The 22927-nt window shown below is 44.6% G+C and carries 13 protein-coding genes; 5 read left to right on the top strand and 8 right to left on the bottom strand.

The genetic code is table 11. The features are described 5' to 3' along the window. Positions 1-122: 122 nt before the first annotated feature. The 5 genes from hisIE (at position 123) to L5M51_RS06385 (ending at position 7058) form a co-directional block, all read left to right on the top strand. Positions 123-764: a bifunctional phosphoribosyl-AMP cyclohydrolase/phosphoribosyl-ATP diphosphatase HisIE gene (hisIE, locus tag L5M51_RS06405; protein WP_173244587.1), complete on the top strand. Its 642-nt coding sequence runs from the start codon at positions 123-125 to the stop codon at positions 762-764. A gap of 777 nt (positions 765-1541) precedes the next feature. After that, positions 1542-2729, top strand: a complete 1188-nt coding sequence (locus tag L5M51_RS06400; RefSeq protein ID WP_263168988.1) for an aromatic amino acid transport family protein — start codon at positions 1542-1544, stop codon at positions 2727-2729. Between the two features lie 305 nt (positions 2730-3034). Beyond that, complete coding sequence (locus L5M51_RS06395) at positions 3035-6466, top strand: YdbH domain-containing protein (RefSeq protein ID WP_263172003.1); 3432 nt, start codon at positions 3035-3037, stop codon at positions 6464-6466. A 13-nt stretch (positions 6467-6479) separates the two neighbouring features. Then, entirely contained in the window at positions 6480-6698 is a 219-nt protein-coding gene (locus tag L5M51_RS06390) for a YnbE family lipoprotein (RefSeq protein WP_028759774.1), read from the top strand. Between the two features lie 24 nt (positions 6699-6722). After that, positions 6723-7058: a YdbL family protein gene (locus L5M51_RS06385; RefSeq protein ID WP_173244577.1), complete on the top strand. Its 336-nt coding sequence runs from the start codon at positions 6723-6725 to the stop codon at positions 7056-7058. Between the two features lie 1539 nt (positions 7059-8597). Here L5M51_RS06385 and L5M51_RS06380 read toward each other — a convergent pair. The 8 genes from L5M51_RS06380 to L5M51_RS06345 all read right to left on the bottom strand — a co-directional run bounded on the left by L5M51_RS06380 (position 8598) and on the right by L5M51_RS06345 (position 22921). Then, on the bottom strand, positions 8598-9131 hold the full coding sequence (locus L5M51_RS06380; RefSeq protein ID WP_263162720.1) for a cell division protein ZapC: 534 nt from the start codon (positions 9129-9131) through the stop codon (positions 8598-8600). A gap of 200 nt (positions 9132-9331) precedes the next feature. Continuing rightward, positions 9332-10351 carry a quinone-dependent dihydroorotate dehydrogenase gene (pyrD, locus tag L5M51_RS06375; RefSeq protein WP_113940562.1) on the bottom strand — a complete coding sequence of 340 codons (1020 nt, stop codon included), beginning with the start codon at positions 10349-10351 and terminating at the stop codon, positions 9332-9334. 63 nt (positions 10352-10414) lie between these two features. Beyond that, the gene (locus L5M51_RS06370; RefSeq protein WP_263172002.1) at positions 10415-15259 is read right to left on the bottom strand and encodes an NAD-glutamate dehydrogenase; all 4845 of its coding nucleotides are present in this window, start codon (positions 15257-15259) and stop codon (positions 10415-10417) included. 264 nt (positions 15260-15523) lie between these two features. Continuing rightward, positions 15524-17839 (bottom strand): efflux RND transporter permease subunit, encoded by a 2316-nt coding sequence (locus L5M51_RS06365; protein WP_113940560.1) that lies wholly within the window; start codon positions 17837-17839, stop codon positions 15524-15526. A 36-nt stretch (positions 17840-17875) separates the two neighbouring features. Further along, positions 17876-18892, bottom strand: coding sequence for a WD40/YVTN/BNR-like repeat-containing protein (locus L5M51_RS06360; RefSeq protein WP_263172001.1), 1017 nt, complete (start codon positions 18890-18892; stop codon positions 17876-17878). A gap of 54 nt (positions 18893-18946) precedes the next feature. Then, a complete protein-coding gene (locus L5M51_RS06355) occupies positions 18947-20311 on the bottom strand; it encodes a DUF1329 domain-containing protein (protein ID WP_105252650.1) in 1365 nt (454 codons plus the stop codon). A gap of 13 nt (positions 20312-20324) precedes the next feature. Then, a complete protein-coding gene (locus tag L5M51_RS06350) occupies positions 20325-22367 on the bottom strand; it encodes a DUF1302 domain-containing protein (RefSeq protein WP_263172000.1) in 2043 nt (680 codons plus the stop codon). Between the two features lie 338 nt (positions 22368-22705). Beyond that, positions 22706-22921, bottom strand: coding sequence for a DUF2835 domain-containing protein (locus L5M51_RS06345; RefSeq protein ID WP_028759764.1), 216 nt, complete (start codon positions 22919-22921; stop codon positions 22706-22708). Positions 22922-22927 lie beyond the last annotated feature (6 nt).

The following is a 22927-nucleotide window of genomic DNA, read 5'->3' as shown; positions in this document are numbered from 1 at the left end:
GCCGCTCGCGGTCAATCGTTTATAGCGAGCTAATGGCGCCTACCGCTACAGTAAGAGCATGAGTAAGAGCTAGCAACCACAATACGTCGCTAAAAAGCATCAACAAATTAAGAGTGAACACTATGTCAACGCAAACACACACTAAATCGGATTTTAGCGAGCTGGATTGGGACAAACAGGATGGACTTATTCCTGCCGTGATCCAAAATCACTTATCGGGCAAGGTATTAATGCTCGGTTATATGGATAAGGCCGCGCTGGAAAAAACCTTAAGCACAGGTGATGTGACCTTTTTCAGCCGCTCAAAACAGCGTTTGTGGACTAAGGGTGAAATCTCAGGCAATACGCTAAAATTGGTGGCTATTGATAAAGACTGCGATAACGACAGCCTGTTAGTTCAAGTGATCCCCAACGGCCCAACCTGCCACAAAGGCACCGAAAGTTGCTGGTTAGATGACAATGCGCACCCATTTTTGAACAACCTCGCCAGCTTAATCACCTCGCGTAAAGGGCAAAGTGCCGATTCCAGCTACACGGCGTCTTTGTTTGCGCGCGGCACGAAACGTATCGCCCAAAAGGTCGGGGAAGAAGGTCTTGAAACCGCCCTTGCCGCTGCGACCCACGATAAAGAAGAGCTAGTTAACGAAGCCTCAGATCTTATCTATCACTTGCTGGTATTGCTTGAAGATCAAAACTTAAGCCTCAGTGACATCACAGCAAATTTGCTGGCAAGACATGAAAAGGCGCTAGAGAGCAAAGCATAATCTGCTTACTGTTCCTGATGTCTTACTATCGATTTTACCGCTAAAAATGCCGCCCGCTTAAATCAAGTCGGCGGCATTTTTTATCGCGCGATTCCCTCAAGTGCCATTGCCGCAATGTAAACAATGAATATCTTGCGCCTTAATCCTGTGACAAAAAATAATCAAAATACTGTTGTAATGGTTGACAAGTACATTTCAGTTCCCTATGGTAACCTCCGTTGCCGTTAGGTTATTAAGGCAAGGCATCAAAACACTTATCCGTTTTTACTCAACACACGCTAAGGCAAGTTTTATGTGTTTCACACCCTTTTATACTCCCTATCTGTAGCCGCAATGGATATACCCAAGCTACCTGAAGATACGAGTTTCAGAGCGCCTAGGGGGCTTCAATTCAAGGCGCATCAATGACAGAATGTCGACCACCTTTTGAATTGATGCAACACGGGAGTGGAGTACCCTAGACGCTCCGTCCCGGCGGGTTTTAACGCACTTTATGCGGTGTTGGTTATTTTTAACTTAGCCCGCTAGGTCTGCAAATAACCGCCTTGCCTAAAGTGCGTTAAACTCCCTCTGAATCCTGCATCTTCAGGTTGTTTGGGTATAAAGGCACCTCGCCTGACCTTCCATTGTGGCCACATCCTTTCGGATCCGCTGAGCGCCACTGTCTCATTTGCTTAAATCATTTTGTGCTTGAATCGCATCAAAATCCTTTAAGACGGTTGCTTTAGGATCAAGTCTTTATCTCTTTTTCTTGCGACACGCTTTTGAGATCATGTTATGACACAGAATAAAATTTTCGGCAGTTTACTGCTTATCGCCGGCACCACAATCGGCGCGGGTATGCTGGCTTTGCCTATCGCATCGGCTGGACTCGGTTTTGGCACCTCCTCCGCCATTATGCTCATCCTATGGGCGCTGATGGCCTACACGGCACTGCTTATGGTGGAAATACATCAATTCGCCCCCAGCGATGCCAGCCTTAATCACTTAGCGCAGCGCTTATTGGGTCGTAAGGGCCAGTTGATCGCCAATAGCGCCTTGATGTTTTTACTGTACGCCCTCTGCGCCGCCTACATTGCTGGCGGCGGCGAGCAAGTGAACCAAAAGCTGAGCACTTGGCTAGGACTAAATTTGCCACCGCAGGCGGGTGCAATCCTATTCACCCTGCTGGTTGGCGCCATTGTGGGCATGGGAACCCACTGTGTGGATCTCATCAATCGCGGTTTATTTGCCCTTAAGCTATTGGCATTATTGCTTATGTTGGCATTGTTACTGCCGCAGGTTGAAAGCCCACATTTGCTCGAACTCCCGCTCAACCAAGGGCTGATTATCACGGCTATTCCGGTGATTTTTACCTCCTTTGGTTTTCACGGTTCGATTCCCTCAGTGGTGCGCTACTTGGGCGTTGAGGTCAAAGCCCTGCGAAGGATCATGTTGTTTGGCTCGGCTTTGCCATTAGTTATTTACCTTTTGTGGCAACTGGGCAGTCAAGGCGTATTGAACCAAAGTCAATTGCTCGAAAATCAGAGCTTATCGAGCTTTATCAATCAACTGGCAAGTGTGCTGCACAGTGAATACTTAAGTAGCGCTATTAGTCTATTTGCCGATCTCGCCCTTGCGACCTCATTTTTAGGGGTGAGTTTAGGTTTGTTCGATTTTATGGCCTCAAGCTTAAGGCAAGAAGATAATGCAACAGGTCGAAGCTTAACCGCGGCTATCACCTTTTTACCGCCCTTAGGTTTTGCCCTCTTCTACCCTCAAGGTTTTATCACAGCGCTGGGTTACGCGGCGATTGCGCTGGTGATCCTCGCCATCTTTTTACCTGTGGCCATGGTGTGGACACAACGCCAGATGCGAGACGCTGCCAATATGCCGACAGGTTACCGCGTTGCGGGCGGCAAGTTAGCCTTAATGCTCGCCACACTTTGCGGAATTGTGGTGATCGCCGCCCAGATATTTAGCTAGCCGCAATTAACTCACCAAGAGTGAGTGAACTAAAAGTTAGCTAGCCCGAATAACAGATTAAGTACAAGAGCCTGTAAAACCTCAACTATTGACATCAGGCTCTTGTCTATTCGATGATCCTTTCACATTAGTCAGCTAAGCCCTTGAGTGTTAAACTGCCTCAGGTGCTCGTGCGCGATATAAAAGCTCCGAAGTAACCGAACGAAGTAAAAGTGCCAATGAAATATACACATTCGTGTATTTTTGCACTGCTAAAGCACGAGTTTGATCAGGGCTCAGTCAATAAAGGATAAATATCAAACCCAATGCCAATCCACAACAAGCCAAGCCGTGGCAATGCCTCTGATAGCAACACACTTCAGCACGAGGCAACGCAGATATCCGCAGGCCCTCGCAGTGGTGCTTTAGGTTTTGGAACGGATACTCATGTTGCTGCGCAAAATCGCCGTCAATTCCCCCTAAAAAAAACCTTATTGGCGACCAGCTTAACGGGCATCTTGGCGGGCGTGGCGTTAACTGTTTGGATTGTGAATACCCAGGCTGAAAAACTGATTATGCAGGCGGCAAATTTTGCCCTCACAGGTATGGACAGCGAACTGATTAACATTGAATTAGGGCAAAGTCAGTTAGAACATTGGCGAATTACCTCTGCCAATCTGAGGGTACATGATAGCCATATCAGACTTAATGATTTGAATATTCAGCTAAAACTTGACTGGCCACAGAGTTTTGCCGAACTTAAACAGTTCAGCCAAGCCTCTTACCTCACTCAAAAAATCACCCAAATATCCACAGGTGATATTGAGGTCGAGTTAGGGCAATCACTGTTTTTACCCAATCGAAATGCCATCGATGAACAAGGCCCCGCATTGGCCTTAGATATCAAATCATTACCACTCATCGATATCGGAAAAACCAGTCTTATTCTCAAAGCCCAGCATCTCAACACCCAAAATGATTTACCCGCCTATCGTTTGGTGATGGACAAGTTGAGCCTCAACGGCGCGGGGGAAATCAACAGCGAGTTTAGCCACGCAGGCGAAAGCATCGCCACACTTAAAGCAACACTCGAAACCAACAAATGGCAACTCATGAGTCAAATCCAGCTCGCGCCGCTGCTTGCGAGCTTGCATCAAATAAGCCTGAGGCAAGCGCAGGACAGTGTACTGAGTCCGTTAACTGAGCTTGATAAAGAGTGGCAAGCGTTAGCAATTGATTTACAAGGCCAATTGGTATCCAACAGCAGTATTACATTAACCTCAGGCGAGCTTATCAGTGAGCATCAGTTAATCGAGCCAAAGCTGACCTTTAATCAGTTGGCAGCGCTAGAACTTGCGCCAAAACCTGAGCTCGCATTTAAGATTGCTGGGCATTTAGCCGAACTTGACCTAAAACTAGAGCCCTTTAGCTTAGCGCTGAGTCCAAATACAGAGCAGCAACAACGACTGATGCAGCTGCTCGATAAATCGCTGGCTAAGCCTTTAACACAGCCTTCAACTCAATCTTTAACCCAGCCGGCAGCCAAGGCTGCTTCGGAGCAAGTGCCTTATCCGCTAGCGAGTCAAATCGCTAAGCTGCTATCGGGGCTCAAAAGTACAGATACACCAGTGGGAATCGCACTGACATTGCCTGAAGCCCTGCATTACCCGCTGACTCAAATTCCGCAAGATGTGCACTTGGCTAATCCCCTTTCGATTAAACTTCCTCAAGTGAAGCTTAAAACCTTAGGCAGTAAGCTAGATACCCAAGTCGATTTGACCAATGTTGAAATCACAAAATCAATCGAAGCACTGTCCTTCAAAACAGATTGGCGCCTTAGTACGAGGCAAACAGGCTCAATGCAATTATCTGAATTGTGGGCAAATCCGCCGCAGGACTATAGCTGGAATAATAGTCAGTTAACGACAGCAGGCACATTTAACTTAGTTCAGACGCCAAGTTCAACCGATTGGCAATTTATCACTGCCGCTACCAAATCGACTGAACTGACTCAATCAACAAAACAAAATACTGGCAACACGCTACAGTTCGCCGTGGGTGAGCTTAAGCGTATTAGCATGCAAAATAAAAATGCGGCTAAACATGCAGAGTTTAGCCTTGGTAGTATCGCGATAAATGCCCTCGCGCCGCTGAACATAAGCTCGCAGCAAAGCACTCATACTCAGAGTTCTGGTATTCAAAACGCTAGCATTCAGAAAGTCAGTCCAGCGCAAAGCTCAGTGCCCACATCTGATACCGCAAACAGGTTAACCCTTGCCATACCACCTTTAACCTTAGCACTGGAGCAACTGTATTTTTCGCAGACCAAACAGACTTTAGTGACAGATGATGTAGTCACTGAGGCTAATGCGGATAAAAATGCTAGCACTAGCATCATAACGAAAACCGATATGAATGCGGGCAGTTTCTCGATTGCATTACAAAAAGCCATGTCATTTGAGCTTAAACCCGATATCGAAGCGCTGTTCGATTCACTACTCGCTACCACTTGGCGTAATCAACTCGCATGGCAAGCCAGTCAGCTAAATATCGAAAAACAGCTCAGCAGCAAAGGCCGCAGCCGCAAAGAAACCGTACTTAAGCTGGACAAGTTAACGCTGGCACAAAGCTTAGATTGGAAAAATAACACGCTCTTTGGTGATGAGCATTGGCAAGTGGGCACAGTTGAGCTGCAAAGCCAACACAAGTTGAACCTTGCCACCGCGAACAATCCCTTAGTGTTAACGGGCCAATGGGTAGTCAACACTAGCATGACCGAGGCGCTGGCCTTGCTCAATCAAACCCAACCCTTACCATCTGAGCTTAATGTCACAGGTAATAACCAATTACAGGCGCAGTTTAACCTAACGCAAAGGCGCGATCAGACCCAATTTGCCATGCAAATAACTCAATCGATGACAGAACTTGAAGGCTTTTATAAAGACATCATTTTTGAGGGGGGAAAACTGCAAGCGCAATGTGAGTTCACTTGGGGGCAATCTTATAAAAAAGAGTCTCATAACAAGCCGCAGGATAAAGGCTATTTTAGCAGCCTCAGTAAGCTCAATTGCCCGCAGACGCTGATGACCTTTAACTTATTTGATCCTGGCTTCCCACTGACTGATATTGAAGTGGAAGCCGATATCGTCCTTGGCAAAGATGCCGAGAAATTGCCCGACAATTGGATACAACAACTCACAGGCTTAAGTGACACCGATGTTTCCATGACCGCCAAAGGCAAAGTGCTCAGCGGCCAGTTTCTGCTGCCAGAATTTAATCTTAAATTGCAGGATAAATCCCATGCCTATCTGCTGCTGCAGGCCATGAGTCTGGAAGAGGTCCTGCGCATTCAACCACAAATTGGCATCTATGCCGACGGCATATTCGATGGCGTGTTGCCCGTCGATTTAATCAACGGCAAAGTGTCGATCACTGGCGGGCAATTAGCCGCGCGCGCACCCGGCGGCCTCATCGCTATCTCAGGCAACCCCGCCGTTGAGCAGATGCGCCAATCCCAACCGTATCTAGACTTTGTCTTTTCAACGTTAGAACACTTACAATACAGCCAATTATCAAGCAGTTTTGATATGGACCAAGCTGGTGATGCTAAACTACTCGTCGAAGTAAAAGGCCGCGGTGAAGGGATTGAACGCCCTATCCACTTGAATTACTCCCACGAAGAGAACATGCTGCAATTATTTAGAAGTCTGCAAATTGGTAATGACTTGCAGGACAGAATCGAAAAATCAGTGAAGTAACAAGGAAACCTCAGTGAAGATAATTCAATTACAGCAAATTAGCATAGGTACCCGAAGCGCACTTATCGCATTGGTAGCCCTAGCCTCATTGCAGGGCTGTACGCCCACAGTAAAAATAGAACCGCCGGATAAACCTATCGTTATCAATCTCAATGTGAAAATTGAACATGAGATACGGATCAAAGTAGATAAGGAATTAGACCAACTCCTGTCAGACGATAAGCTGTTCTAATTAAATAAGAATTGAGGAATCACCATGAAATCAATCCGACTAAAAACAAAGTTATTATTGCTATTAACCCTCAGCGTCTTAAGCCTAAGCGCCTTTGCCATGTCACTTCAAGAAGCTAAATCACAGGGCTATTTAGGGGAACAAGCCAACGGCTACTTGGGATTAGTGCAAGCCAATCCCGAAGCCAAAGTCGTGATGGACGACGTAAATAACAAACGTCGCGCACACTACGAAACCATTGCCAAGAAGAACAAACTCTCCCCTGCCGACGTCGCTAAACTCGCCGGTGAAAAAGCCATAGCCGCCACAGATAAAGGCAACTATGTACAAGATGCCAAAGGCAAATGGATTAAAAAGTAGTCCGCTTTCTAAGGCTCTAGCGCGTAAAAACAAAACGAATAGATATAAACAAAACGCCTGCAGTAGCAGGCATTTTTATGGGTGGATTTGTCGATAACTGGATAGATGATTTACTTAACTAAAAGCTAACTGACGACAAAATAATTAATATTAATTTTCATTGCTTCCCCAGTCACTCGCCTTCCTATTTCTAGTAAGAAGCATCCCACATTAATACAACAATTTTTCATGCCTGTAATTTGCCCACATGACATAACCTAAAACAATACAACCTGATAGCAAAAGAAAAACTCTGGTATTTTCGGTGTCAGGGATAGCTTGAAAGACAGAGTTTAGCCATAACGGGAAAAATATTCCAATAGGGATAACAGTGACGATGAACAATGCAGAAATAAAGTAGCAAATAAGAATGTTGCCGATGCCGCGTGGTTTAGGCCATCCAAAGCGCAAATTCATAGATTTATGCAATTTAACCAAAAATGTAATCGTGGCTAGGTAGATTATGATTCCTACAATAAACAATATATCTATCATGTTCAATTTGGCTTATAACGCCGCTATCAATTGCGGCAAAAAGTGGAGTAAGTGAAGCGAACGTAACTTTTTGACGTCAATTACATAGCTTGGTTAGGCTTCCGTCACTTCTAGGATTACACTGGTCTGAATTTTTGGGTTCCAGTAAAGTCCTCCACCATATTTAAAGTGCTCCTTTACTGCACTCAGTGTTTCTGTATGAGACTCAAATATCGTGAACCTAGAGCCTAACTTTGTATAGTGCGCATGCGCGTTTACCTCATTAGACCAGTAAAAGCGCGTATGGTTAACTAACTGTAATAAAAGGAACTTATCAGCTTTTGTTTAGATATACCATCAGGAAAAACGCGCATGCGCGTTTTCCAAACCTATTATCTCAAGCTGTCAAAAAATAAGTTGTTGATAATAAATGCTATATACATCGAAAAGACCGAACACCCACAGATTTTTTGCTTTTAGCGCTGCACAGACAACACTAAAAAATCAAAGTAAAAACCGTTAAATGTAATCTCTAATCTTTCAAATCAACAGACTACGCAAATGCTAAAAGGTGCGCCATGGTGATTGGCGAGACGACCGTCCGCCCCATGGATGGGGCGGTCGAGCATCCACGGATGGACTAGCTGCGAGTCGCCGAGTAAATGCCATGGCAAACCGATCTATGTGGATCAAATGAGCTTATTATCAATAAGGAATAAATTCACTTTAAAATGCTTGCAATCCATGACGGAATATTGCGATCTGTGTTCTTTTTAGCCTTTGCCTCGTCACTCTCCTTCTATTTGATAGAAAAAGCTGAGCCGAGTTTAGAGTAATAAGACTCACAAATTATCGTTGGGTAGCATTCGATAGAAAGGTGTTGAAGAGTCACGTGACTAATTTTAGATAAAAGCTTTCTTAGCAGAAAAGAGTACGGATAGCGCACTAATGCTATGGAGATTTAAGCGAATTATCGGCTAATAATAGATATCAAAAACCAATAATGACTATTGATCTACAACTACGCTATGCCGCAACCACGTGGCGCTGCGCACGTAGGGGGTGTAAGCGATTATGCATCACTTTGATGGTTTCAAACTGCACCATAGTTTTAGCACCGGATAAAACACATTCGGGCGATAATAACATCACTAAGGCCGATTGCAGGGTGTTTTCAACCACAAGCACGAGTGCCCTTTGCTTTTGGCATTTAAGTTCAAAGACTTTACCTACATCGCTATAAACACAGACATCACTGGTATCAAAAAACCATGATTTAGGCATTTGCGGTGTCAGCATAAAATGGGCTGCGGTGGCATTGAGGGCAATTTGAACAATAGCGGCATCGGACAAAGACAGGGTTTTAGGCAATCTATCGAGTAAGCTCATATAGAATTTGGCGTGCGCAATATTAAATTCCATGCTTGATAAGGCATCTGGAATGAGTAATTTTGCTTTATAAGACGTCAGAAATTCTATCTCGGAACCTAACGATACGCCTAATACACCATACGAATCGTTATATTTCCATTGCCAATCTTTTTGCGGCATTAATAACATAACGGTGACCCAATATTTGAACACTCGGACATAATAGTAGATATTTTATCCAATATCAAAATAAAAATAATAAAATACAAATTATTTAACAGTTACTTAGTCGATCTATTGTAAGATCTTAACAGCGATCTAAAGATCATTTTAGATCGCTGTTAAAGAATAAGATCTTATTTTAGATCGTTATATTGATCTTAAGATCATTATTTCAAGCGGTATGCATTCACTATTTCTTTAATTAACTTCGGACCTTGATAAATAAAACCTGAATAAATCTGAACCATAGTGGCGCCCGCATCGAATTTGGCTAAGGCATCTTCAGCGCTATTAATACCGCCCACACCTATGATCGGGATCTGCCCTTTCAAACAAATTGCCAATTGCTTAATCACTTTAGTAGACAGCTCAGTTAAAGGTTTGCCGCTTAAGCCGCCGCTTTCATTGGCGTTGGCAAGACCGCTAACACCATCACGCGTTAAAGTAGTATTGGTCGCAATTGCGCCATCAAATTTGTTTTTAATCAAAGCTTGCGCGATATTTTCAATTTCTTCGATGGTTAAATCTGGAGCAATTTTAAGCGCGATGGGCACGTATTTTTTATGCTTTTCGGCCAGCTCAAGTTGCTTGGTTTTAATTGCGCTCAATAATTCATCTAATAGATCGCCATATTGTAGCGATCGTAATCCTGGGGTATTGGGTGATGAAATATTCACCGCAATATAAGCCGCATGGAGATAAACTTTATCCATGCAGATCAAATAATCGTCTTTACCTTGTTCTACTGGCGTGTCTTTATTTTTGCCAATATTGACGCCAACCATGATATTGGTCTTTTTAGCGATCAAATTTTTGACCAGATTATCGACACCCTTATTATTAAACCCCATGCGATTAATGATGCCTTTGGCAGGCTTTAATCTAAATAGACGGGGTAAATCGTTACCAGGCTGTGGTCTTGGGGTAACTGTACCCACTTCAATATGACCAAATCCCATCGCATGAAAGGCATCAATCGATTCGCCATCCTTGTCCATACCGGCAGCAAGTCCCACTGGGTTAGGAAAGGTCAACCCCATAAAGCTGACAGGAGCAGGTGCAATCGTTTGTCCATATAGACACGTTAACGGGCTATTGGCGGTCATTTTTAAACTGCCTATAGCAAGATGGTGAGCTCGCTCAGGATCCATCTGAAACATGACTTTCTGTGCGATTTTATAAAACATGTACTTTCCTCGACCTAAAAAAAGCCCCGGCGATCGCCAGGGCTTCTGATTGTTATAATAAGTTTACTTTTGGCCTTCGCAATGAAGGATCAGAAGGTTAAGTTCACGTAGGGCGACAGAGAACTTAGCAAACTCATGGATTTGCGACGTTTTAAAGTCAGCTAGCATGTGGAACCATCTTTCCAATAAGCCTTGATTTATCTCAATCCACTGAGAAATCACACTTTCGGCATCACAGGTTGCACTGCAGGTTCTTAAGACCACTGAACTCAATGCACGTTGTTGCCAATCTAACTCTTCCCTAAAGGCGGCACGAGCCAGTGCTTGCCAATGGTTCGCTACAGGTTGAGCGCTGATCTGTTCTAAGAACCAATGCAGCTCAACGCGGGCGCCGAGTTTGAAGTAAGTTTCAGCCACTAATGCCACTGTCTTATCTTCTGTTTGCACAATTTGGGCAATGTCTAAGGCAGAGAACAAGGTGCTCATGTTAGCCACAATCGTTGCCACAGCTTGTGGTACGTTTTCTTTGACCAAGGCATTGATCTCAGATTGAATACCTTTCGCTTCTTCTTCGACCAGATATAAATGAACATTATCTTTAATTTGTTCAAATACCGGTTTGAAGAAAGCAACGGTTTGTTCGATGCTCCAAGAGCGGTTACGGTGACGTAGGAACCAGCGGCTAGCACGACGCATATTGCGGCGTAACTGATGCAGCATTTCACCTTGAACCACAGCCGGAACTATGCCGTTTAAGTCAGTGATCGATTTAGTTAATTCAGCTAAACCAAATACTTCGCGAGCCATAGTGTAACAAATTGCCGCATCGGCAACTGAGGCACCAGTCTCATCTTGCATACGTTGAACAAAATTCAAGCCCATGTCGTTGACGAGTTCATTGGCGAGTGAGGTCGCAATGATTTCGCCACGCAGTGGATGGGTTGCCATTTTGTCGCTGTATTTTTCCTGAAGTTTTTTCGGGAAATACGCGATAAGCAGTTGGCTTAACAGAGTATCTTCAGTGATTTCTGGCGTCACTAATTGCTCTTTCAGCACCATCTTCGCATAGGCAACCAATACTGATAGCTCTGGGCGCGTTAATGCACGACCACTGGCTAAACGTTCAGCTAGCTCGTCGTCAGACGGTAAGAACTCTAACGCTCTGTCTAACTTGCCTTCTTTTTCCAGATACTGGATAAAGCGGATCTGCTCTTTTAACTGCTCAGCACCGCGCACTTGAGTCACAGAGATAGTACGAGTTTGATCTTTACAGTCTTGCAGTACGATTTGGCCGACTTCTTCGGTCATTTCTTCCAGTAAACGGTTACGCTGCTTAAGCGTCAGTTCACCTTCAGTCACCATAGCGTTCAGCAAAATCTTGATGTTCACTTCGTTGTCTGAACAGTCCACACCACCCACGTTATCCACGAAGTCAGTGTTGATGCGACCGCCATTAGACGCATATTCAATACGACCTAACTGAGTACAACCTAAGTTACCACCCTCGCCGACTATCTTAGCGCGTAGTTCGCCGCCGTTGACACGTAGAGCATCGTTGGCACGATCGCCGACTTCAGCGTGGGTTTCCCGTGAAGATTTCACATACGTACCGATACCGCCGTTCCAGATCAAATCCACTGGCATTTTCAACAGTTCTTTCATCAGCTCAGTTGGGGTCATAGAGGTTTTCTCTGTGGCCAACATTTGCTTCATCTCTGCCGATAATGGAATGGATTTAGATGAACGGAGAAAAATACCGCCACCTTTAGAAATCAACTTGCTGCTGTAGTCTTCCCAGCTTGAACGTGGCAGAGCGAATAAACGCGCCCGTTCATCATAACTTAATGCCGTATCCGGATTTGGATCGATAAAGATATGCATGTGGTTAAAGGCTGCAACCAGTTTAGTGTGCTTAGACAACAACATACCGTTACCGAATACGTCGCCCGCCATGTCACCTATACCTAAACAGGTAAAGTCTGTGGTTTGGCAATCAATACCGACTTCGCGGAAATGACGCTTAACCGATTCCCAGCCGCCTTTGGCCGTGATACCCATTTTCTTATGGTCATAACCGTTGCTGCCACCCGATGCGAATGCATCACCGAGCCAGAAGCGGTATTCGAGGGAAATCGAGTTCGCGATATCAGAGAATGTCGCTGTGCCTTTATCGGCTGCTACCACTAAATATGGGTCATCTTCATCGTGACGAACCACATCCAATGGATGGACGATTTCACCGTTCAAAATGTTATCGGTAATATCGAGCAAGGCACGGATAAAGATGCGGTAACATTCTTGACCTTCGGTGAAGAAAGCTTCACGGCCGCCTTCAGTTGGCAATTGTTTACAAACAAAGCCACCTTTAGCACCCACAGGCACAATCACAGTGTTTTTCACTTGCTGTGCTTTTACCAAACCTAATACTTCGGTACGGAAGTCTTCACGGCGATCTGACCAACGCAGACCACCACGAGCCACTTTACCGTAACGTAAATGCACACCTTCAACCCGTGGCGAATAAACGAATATTTCGAATTTCGGCAGTGGACGTGGCATTTCAGGGATCAGTGAAGGCATGAATTTAAACGAGATATAACTCTTAGATTCGCCTTTGGCATCCAGTTGGTAGAAGTTGGTACGCAGAGTGGCGTTAATCAAGTCTAAATAACGACGAATAATACGGTCATCATCTAAGCTAGACACTTCGTCTAAACGTAAATTGATCTGCTCCAAAAACTTGCCCAGAGTACGAGTTTTCAGTTTAGGGTTAAATTTACGGATGAACATCTTCACCAACAAATCAGCGATTTGTGGGTAACGACCGAAGGTTTCTTCAATATATGACTGACTGAAAGTCGCATCGATTTGACGCATGTATTTCGCATACGCGCGCAATACAGAGACTTCACGGCCGGTTAAACCTGACGCCAGAATAATGCGGTTGAAGCCGTCATCTTCTAACTTCTTTTGCCACACTTGTGACAATGCAGTTTGGAATCTGTCTTGGCTATCAGCGATGTTGTCTGTGTTGACAACTTTAACTGTCATCAAGAAGTCTAAGATCCAGAAGGTAGAACCGTCTGAAGTCGTAACTTCATATGGACGCTCGTTGATCACGCGCAGACCAAAGTTTTCGAGCATTGGCAGCACGTCAGAAAGATGAATAGGCTCATCTTTATGGAATAGCTTTAAACGCACTTTGTTGTCGTTCAGCGCCGCTTCCTGCGGTTGATAGAACAACATGCCGAGCTTGTGTTCATCATCCAGTGCTTCGAGCTGTTGCATGTCGACGACGGCAGAACTTGGCAATACGTCTTCTTTATAGCTTTGCTCGAACGCATTGAAATAACGCTTAGTCAGATGAGTGCCAGCTTCTTCGCCGAGTGCACTGTTAAGCGCAGTGCTTAACTTATCTTCCCACGAACGTGCCGCTTCTATTAAGTTGTTCTCTATGGCAGCCACATCTACATCCATATTATTGTTATCAACTTTGACTATGTAGTGAGTGCGGGCTAGCGTCGACTCGGAAAAATAAGTCGTAAACTCTACATCTTCTTTGCTGTTAAAGTGCTGGGCCAGAATACGTTGAGTATCTTGGCGGAGTTTAGTGTTGTAACGATCCTTAGAAACGTACACTAAACAGGATAAGAAACGGCCAAAGCCATCTTTGCGTACAAAGAGTTTCAGCTTGTCTCTGTCTTGCATTTCTAACACGCCATGGGCCATGTGCGATAAATCATCAACATTGGCTTGAATTAGCTCGTCACGAGGTAAATTCTCAAGGATGTTTAGCAGGGCTTTATAGTCGTGTGAACGTGGGGTCAAGCCTGAACGATCTAACACACGCTGCACTTTTTCATTCAGCAGTGGGATCTCACGTGGGCTACGGTTATACAGGTTTGACGCATATAAACCGATAAATCTATCTTCGCCAATCACATTGCCTTTCTTATCGAAACGCTTAATACCGATATAATCGACATAAGCTGGGCGATGCACGCGGCTCTTAGCACTGCTCTTAGTGAGGATCAGTAAGCTGTGGTCTAAGGCTTCTTTGCGGGCACTATCGGAGAAGCTAGATAACAACAAACCTTGCTCAGGTTGTGCTTTAGTGTGCTTGTTCATCAAACCTAAACTAGAGGCGATATTAGGCACTAACTCAACATCACCTTCGACACGTTTCAAATCGTATTGACGGTAACCTAATAGCGTAAAGTGATGATTATTCAAGTAAGTCAGGAAGTTAATCGCTTCTTCTAACTCTTGCTTATCGCCCGGGAACGGACGTTTTGGCAATTCCTTGATCATCTCAGCCAACTTGGCAGACATGGCTTCCCAGTCGTTGACTGATGAAGCGACATCGGCAAGCACAGACTGAATTTCGCGCTCTAATGCTTTGATATCAACCGTACTGCTTTGACGGTCAATTTCAATCAAAAATACAGCGACATGCTCAGTGCTTTCAGGGCTCTGATTAAGATAAGTGACATTCGTCACACCACTTTCTGAACGCTCAATCGCCAGTGGAGTGTGCAACATCATGTGAGCAGTAATACCCATTCGCTTCAATGCCATACCAACTGAATCGACCAAGAATGGCATGTCAGGTTGGATAACTTCAATGATCGAGTGAGTAGATTGCCAGCCGTGTTTGGCTTGGCTAGGATTGAACACTCTCAGATGAGTGTTACCTTTTGGTGTTTTGTTCAGGGCGTTCCATAAACTGAGAACCGCACCGTATAAATCACTGTCATTACGCGCATTAAGATCATCTTTCGACATGTGGGCATAAAGGCAGGTGGCGAACTGTTCAACTTGCTTGGCTTGTGAATTAGGGACTTTAGCGTGAATTAAACTGACTACATTTTCAAGTAGTACTGAAGGCATTGCATCTTTCAAGGCCATGTTGCTGTTTCCTTAAGCGTCTATGGCAGCGCTTTTTTCATTATTTGGATGCTTCGGCTTAACAATCGCAGATAAATTAATGTGATCTAGATCGTCGCGCGAAGTTTATTACTAAAACCGCTGTATTTCGAGGAAAATTTTAGTGGTACATCCTCTTGAAATCCAGTATTGGCGTAAACAAGGAATGACAAATGACCAAACAATCGATAAAGCAGACTAAGTATTCAAAAGTAAATGGGGAGCTTAGCTCCCCATTTGTAGACTCTACTTAGGTTGGCGCCAGAAAATGGCGGCCAATGCAGGTAGGATAATTATGGCACCGAGCATATTTACCACAAACATGAATGTTAACAATATTCCCATGTCCATTTGGAATTTAAGTGCTGAGAAGAACCAAGTACTGACACCAATCGCCAATGTAAGGCCAGTAAAGATCACCGCACTACCCCGTTCGACCAACGCCTCATAGTAAGCCTGTTGCACTGGCATACCATTTGATAGCTTAGACGACATAGTCGAGAGGATATAAATACCATAGTCCACACCAATACCAACCCCCAGCGCGATGACAGGTAAGGTACTGACAGCTAAGCCAATATCGAGCTGAGTCATCAAAGCCTGTGCCAGTGTCGACACGACATATAACGGAATAATGACCGCCACAGTGGCTTTAAAAGATTTAAAGCTGATTAAGCAGAGTACAAACACGGCACCATAGACGTATATCATCATAGGTAACTGCGCCTCGGCCACCGCTTCGTTAGTCGCTGCCATTACACCCACAGGACCCGACGCCAGTTTAAACTGCAACTTCTCGTTGTCCATTTTCGCGGCGACGGCTTTGACCTTAGCGACCACAGTTTCTATGGTTTCGGCCTTGTGATCTTTCATAAACAGATACACAGGCATGACAGAACAATCGCCATTTAATAAACCTGAAGTCGTGGGAATTTGGCCAATAGCCTGTACTAAGCTCGCCGTTGTACGCGGCAACACTTCCCATCTTGGATTACCTTCGTTGAAGCCAGCATTCACTTTTTTAGCGACCGACGCCAGACTCACAGTCGACTCCACCCCAGGAGTATTACGCACTAACCATTCAAACTGATCAATTTGAGTGAGCACATCGTGGTAAGTACAGGCTTCAGGTGCTGCCTCAACAATCACAGTCATCACATCTGTGGTGATAGAGAAATGATCTGTGATGAAGAAGGTATCGAGGTTATAACGCGAATCTTGATGTAACGCTGGCGCGCCGCCCTGTAGATCACCAATCTTCATCTGATTGGCTTGTTGCAGACCCACAAAATACAACACCACAGTGGCAATAATGACTACCACAGCATATTTAGGCGTTGCAAAACGCGCCATGAAGCGCCAAATAGCCTCAGTTCGCACTTCTTCAGCGGTCGGTTCTGCGTGTTTATTGACTTTGATTTCAGTAAAAGAAATCACCAAAGGCAACAGGATAAGGTTAGTGAAAATGATCACGCCAACACCGAGCGAGGCAGAAATCGCCAGCTCACGAATAATCCCAATATCGATAAATAACAGGGTAATAAAACCAACAGTATCGGACAGTAATGCCACACCACCCGGCACTAATAAACTACGAAATGCCGACGCCGAAGCCGCTTTTGTCGTTTGCCCGTCGAGCACTCGGCGCCGTACAGCATTGATGATCTGCACCCCGTGGCTCACACCGATGGCGAAGACTAAAAACGGTACCAGAATCGACATAGGATCGAGACCGAAACCTATCACAGTCAATAAACCAAGCTGCCAGACCACAGCCGTTAAACTGCAGACCAGTGGCAGCATGGTCAAGATGATTGATTTAGAAAAGAGGTAAACCATGATGGCGGTGACCAAAATCGCGATCACGAAGAACAGCAACACGCCCTTAGCGCCATCAGCCACATCCCCCGCCATTTTGGCAAAACCTATGATGTGAATTTTAACCTTATCGGTTTCGAACTTGCCCCTAAGCTCTTTTTCTAATTGTGCAGCAAAAGCAATGGTATCAAGCGGTTTACCCGTCTGTGGATCAAAATCCATTAATTGAGCCGACACCATAGCCGCACTGTAATCGTTGGCAATTAATCGGCCGACAATCCCTGCTTTTTCAATATTATCGCGAACCGTTTCTAACCCAGACACTGAAGTTGAAAAATCCGCTGGAATAACAGGCCCGCCAGCAAAACCATCCTCAACGACTTCAGTAAAACGAGTGGAAGGCGAAAAAATTGATTTCACCTGCGCACGGTCAACCCCTGGAATAAAAAACAGCTGATCATGCACGTTTTTTAAGGTATCAAAATAGTTAGCATTAAAAATATTACCGCTGGTATCCTCAACCGCCACCATGATGCTGTTGGCACCACCAAAATCTTTTTGGTGTTTCAGGTAGGTCTGCATATAACTGTGCTGCAGTGGAATATTTTTGATAAAAGCCGCATCCATTTTGAGTTGACTGGCCTGATAGCCAAAAAACAACGTCAAAAACACAAAAATGCCGACGACCCATGCGCGATTGCGAAACAAAAATGACTCAAATCCGTTGACCAGTTTTTCTAACATCTTCTCGGCCCTATTATTTATTGTAGTTTTAAAATTTTATGGCTTAAGAATAAACAGCCCTTGGCTGCCGGATAACCACATATTCCCTTGATTATCCTTCGCAATAGACACTAAGTTTTCCCCTTGGCGACGAGTCACGATACTGCTAGTGTCATCCTCATTTAGCTTGATCACTATCCCCGCATTTCCCACTAAATATAGCGCGTCGTCAGAAACAACCATGGCACCGTTGATTGAGGATTGCACCGGCAGTTCTATTTGATTCCATTGGCTTAAACTCACATCAGCTTTGAATATATGACCGCGAAGGCCCATCACATACACAGCATTTTTCGTTTCTACGGCGTTAAACATAGAACCATCGTAATCAAAATTGGTACGCGTAAATGTTTTACCTTGATCGCCAGAAACAGCGACTAAGCCCAGCTCGCCAACCAATAATAAACGTCCATCGGTTAAGGTTAAAATACGATTAAAGTGCGGCAATAATGAAGCGCGCGCACTCAAATAGGCCGATTGATCGCTGCCTTTTAACTCCGCCAAATAAGCCACATCTTCTTCAGCTAAAAGCTCCTCATGGAACTCCTCGCGCCACTGGGCACCGCCATCATTGGTACGATAAAACAAACCGTAAGCACCAATGGCAATACCATTGTTTTCGTCTAAAAACACCACATCGAGGAATGGCTTTTCAATCTCGGGCGAATGCATCTGCTGCTGCCAAGTTTGACCGCCATCCTGAGTCTGTAAAATGGTTGCATCATGACCTACAGCCCAACCGCGTTTTTCATTGAGGAAAAAGACTTTGGTCAGCTGTGAACTCACGGGCGTTGCCACTTGATGCCAACTGCCGTCATACACCAGAGCATGACCACGTTCACCCACAGCCACTAAACCTGCGCCTACGTTGGCAATATCTAAAATCAAAGATGAAACAGCAAGAGGTTGAACTTGAGAAAAAATCGGATCAGAGGGCGTTGCAGATAACGTAGAAGGAAAAAAAGCGCCACCGAAACTTAATACAGCGACACACTGAAGGATGCGAAACGACATACAAACTTCCTTAAACTAATGAGGGGCGCTAAGCGCCCCTTTGTACGTGGCCTATTAACGGATACCTTCACGACGCAATGCATCGGGGGTAAAGTTAGCTTCAGTCAGTTTGGCATCGAAGTTATACATGCCACTTTGGTTGTCTAAGCCCATGGCGAGATAACGACGGGATTGCAAATCATGGAAGACTTCTAAAGTATCCCACTGAGCAGGTACTTCGTAGTAATTCAAGCCATGTGCAACGGCCACACGATACAACTGATCACGGTTGTCGTAGAGATCGGCGATTGACACTTGCCATGAATCTTCATCAAGGTACATATCGCGCACTTTATAAATGTGGCGCATACCATCTTTCAGCGTCGCCCTCACTTGCCATACGCGGTGTTTTTCCCAACGAACGTATTCAGGATTCACATGACCAGGTTTCAATATTTGGTCATATTTCAGCTTATCTGAATGCAGTTTGTAATCGTTGTACGGGATATAAATTTCTTTTTTGCCAACCAGTTCCCAGTTGTAACGCACTGGAGAACCGTTAAACATATCGAAATCATCTGTCGTACGCAGACCATCTGACACTGTACCCGGTGTATCAAAAGCCACGTTTGGCGCTTTACGGACTCGACGTTGACCTGTGTTATAGGTCCAAGCTTGGCGGGGAAGCGCCTCTTGATCCATGGTTTCTTTAACCAATAAGGCTGTACCTGCTAAACGTGCAGGCTGAGTCACCACTTGCTTAAAGTAGAACAGCGTATTGCTGGCTTTAAGCTGATCTAAGGTAATTTCTGGGCGAGAATATTCGAAGCGAATTTCCTCAGCCGTTTCGACTAAGCTATAGCTACCATCGGCTGTCGGTGCAGCTTGGCTACGGGAAGTTTCGATATCGATACCACGAAAACGCAAAATGTGGTTCCAAATTGCTTCTAAACCATTTGCAGGGATCGGGAATGGAATACCAATAGCCGCGCCAGAAATACCATTGCCCTGTGCAATCAGTTCAGCACGAGTCGCGTTAACTTTAGTCGCATCGTAAACGAACTGTGGTACAGAGGCGCTACGGCGAGTCTTATACACATTCATCTTGTAGGTATCAGGGTAAAGTTCGAACAACTTCATCTGACCCGGCGTTAAGAAATCTTTATATTGCGCTTTGTTAGCATTGGTAATAGTAAATTCTATCTTATCCTCAGGGAAAGGATCTGGGTGATGCATCCCTTTGGTATAACCCGCCACAGGCTGAGTGATACCACCATCCCACGCAGGAATAGAACCATCAGCATTACCTGCTTTTTCAGCACCTAAAGGGGTAAGTTCATTGCCAAGTTTTGCCGCATCAGCTTCTGATATCTTAGCCATAGCGACTGGCGCTGCGAACGCCAGCATGACTGCACTCGCCAATATCGTCAGTTTCTTCATTGTTTGAGTCCTTTTAGATCGAATACTTGATATTGAATGAAACATAATCACGATCTGCCATCGCATTCGTCGTACCGACACCGCCAAAGAAATTGTTATAGGAGATATCTGCACCCCAACGGTTTTGATAGTCGAAGTTAACGCCTAGCGCGACAGACTTACGTCCTTCCGTGAACAGGAACATAGGATCAGGTGTAATACCATCAACGTCATGGGAGAAAATCACCCGTGGAGACATATTGACCCCAGCAAATATGTTGTTGAAATCCGCCTTTCCAACTAAACGGTATCCCCAAGCAAAGTCGGTTGGGAACGGGTTAGTTTCAGGACCGTTGTGCAAGGCTTGAATGATGCCGAGCATATCTGGGTTGCCGCCAGAACGTGACGTACCAGGACCATTGAGACGTAGCTCATCAAAACCTGGCATATCATGGATCCACACGCCACCCACTTCGGCCAACATAGTCAAGTTATCTAAACCTAACGTTGGACCAAATAAATGGGTGAAAGTCATCTGCGCCTGAGTGGTATCAAGACGGATAAAGCCATCCACGGTTTCACCCGGCTTAACATCTTTAATCTGTGAAATACCATCGAGATCTGGACGAAGACCAGCGTTAGCTAACTGCTGTGGCATACCGGCAAACAATAATTCTACGTCATCGATTTGCAGTGGTTCATCCTGACGATGGGCAATTTCAGCCGCGACAGAGGTATCACCAACCAAGGTATTGAAACTGAAACCATAAAGCTTGATATCTTCTGGATAAACGATTTGCGCCTTAGAGAAACTCTTCAAATTGAGCAGCAATTCACGATCAATGTTACCCGAGTTTTGACCTATGGTCGCCAGATCAGACAAAAGTGCACCCGTGCTAAAATCGGCGGCAGTACCACTGATAAGAGGACGACGGCTATGGTAATTCATGAAATAAAAACCAAATTCGGTTTCACCCAGTGAAGGCGCGTAATAGCCCAGCTTAATACCATATTGGCCATCATTGCTTGGCTCTGCCTCATCCTGCACTAGCGTCACTTTTGTTGGGTAGGCTAAGGCCATAGAAACCAATTGCTGTGTCGGAATAGATTGGCCGCTGGCAATCATGCCCGCTAAACGCTCGTATTCTTGCATCACAAAGTCTAAATTGATGTCAGGGTTAGCATTAAACCCAAGCTGAGCGTTTTGAGCGTAACCACCGAAACCCGCAAAATCGTTAGTCGCAAAAATAGAACCCGGCGTTGGTACCCAAATAGGTTGCCAATCATATTGATAGAATGCTTCTACCGTTAATGAATCCGTCAAACCAAGGGAAGCCCACACCATACCTTGAGGTCTGAACGCTTCTTTGAGTTCAGCACCTGGCGCATTAAGTATGTTCAAGTCAACGGCGTTGATTTCACTGATCCCATGGGCAATCAGTGTACTTTCACCCCATGACACCACTTGATTACCTACACGAATAGATAATGGATTAGCGCCATCGTTAAGATCAAAGTTGCCATACACAAACGCATCGAGTAAGCGAATATCTTTACATTGAACTTCTGAAGCACGGTTATCTTCGCAAGGGTCAAACTCTTTGCCCGTTATCGGATCATTAAAATCATAATTACCGTCATTGAGTTTGCGATCATAGAAATACATACCACGAGCGAATAAACCGTAGTTTTTGTATTTCAATGACAATTCATGCAAACCTTTAACGATTTCGGATGTGGTATCGCCTTGAGAATAAAGTAAATTACTTAAGTCATTGTTACTGGAATACGATCCGGGCTGGGCCCAAATCTCAGCAGAAGTATATTTAGTATTGCCAAATGCGCTGTAATTAGACCAATCGAATTGGGGTTGATTAACCTTACCAATTTGACCTTCCCAATCGCGCTCCCCTACACGCCAGCTCGCACCAGCAGTCCAAGTTGAGTCAAATGTGCCCTCAACCTCTCCCCAATTAAAAGATACTGCATTAACGCTTGGGATCATTAACAAACTCAATGCCGACGCCACCCCCAAAGCAAGCGCCGATTTGTTAAAACTATTTTTAACAATTTTCATTTTAGCTCTCCGTACCCTGCTGGATTCTTTGTTTTAGGAATTACAACCAACATCTTGTTAGCTCACAGGTAACATCATTGTTACAGCAATTAATCCCCTTGAGCAAGGCGCAGTTAGAGAAAATTTTCTAAAGAATTAAGCATGTAGGTACATTTGTACCGTTAACTAAAAAGGAGAGATTTAAATTAGCGAAAAGCGGAATAGGAATGAAACATAAAAACACATTAAAAAATCATATAATTCATTAACATATTTAAAAATAAAATATCACAAAGCGAGCTTAGTAATCAGCCGACCGTTTAAAGTAATTGCTCTAAGTAAAGATAAACAAATTAAGACTAAACTCGATTTAATGAAACAAATTGTCCCTTGTCATCTAAAACCAATTTGAAATAGCCTTGAATGCCATTTTCGGTTAAAAAACGCCTAAAATGACGGCCATTAATCCACAAAATCCGCCCTTGAGTTTCACGAACCTCGACTTTATCGGCAAGCCCTTGATAATAAGGTAAGAAATCTCGATAGCTGATCGATAGTTTGAAATACAGTTCCATAATATC

The sequence above is a fragment of the Shewanella sp. SM73 genome (assembly GCF_025653795.1).
Taxonomy (GTDB): Bacteria; Pseudomonadota; Gammaproteobacteria; order Enterobacterales; family Shewanellaceae; genus Shewanella; species Shewanella oncorhynchi.
This window is presented reverse-complemented; position numbering and strand designations above follow the sequence as displayed.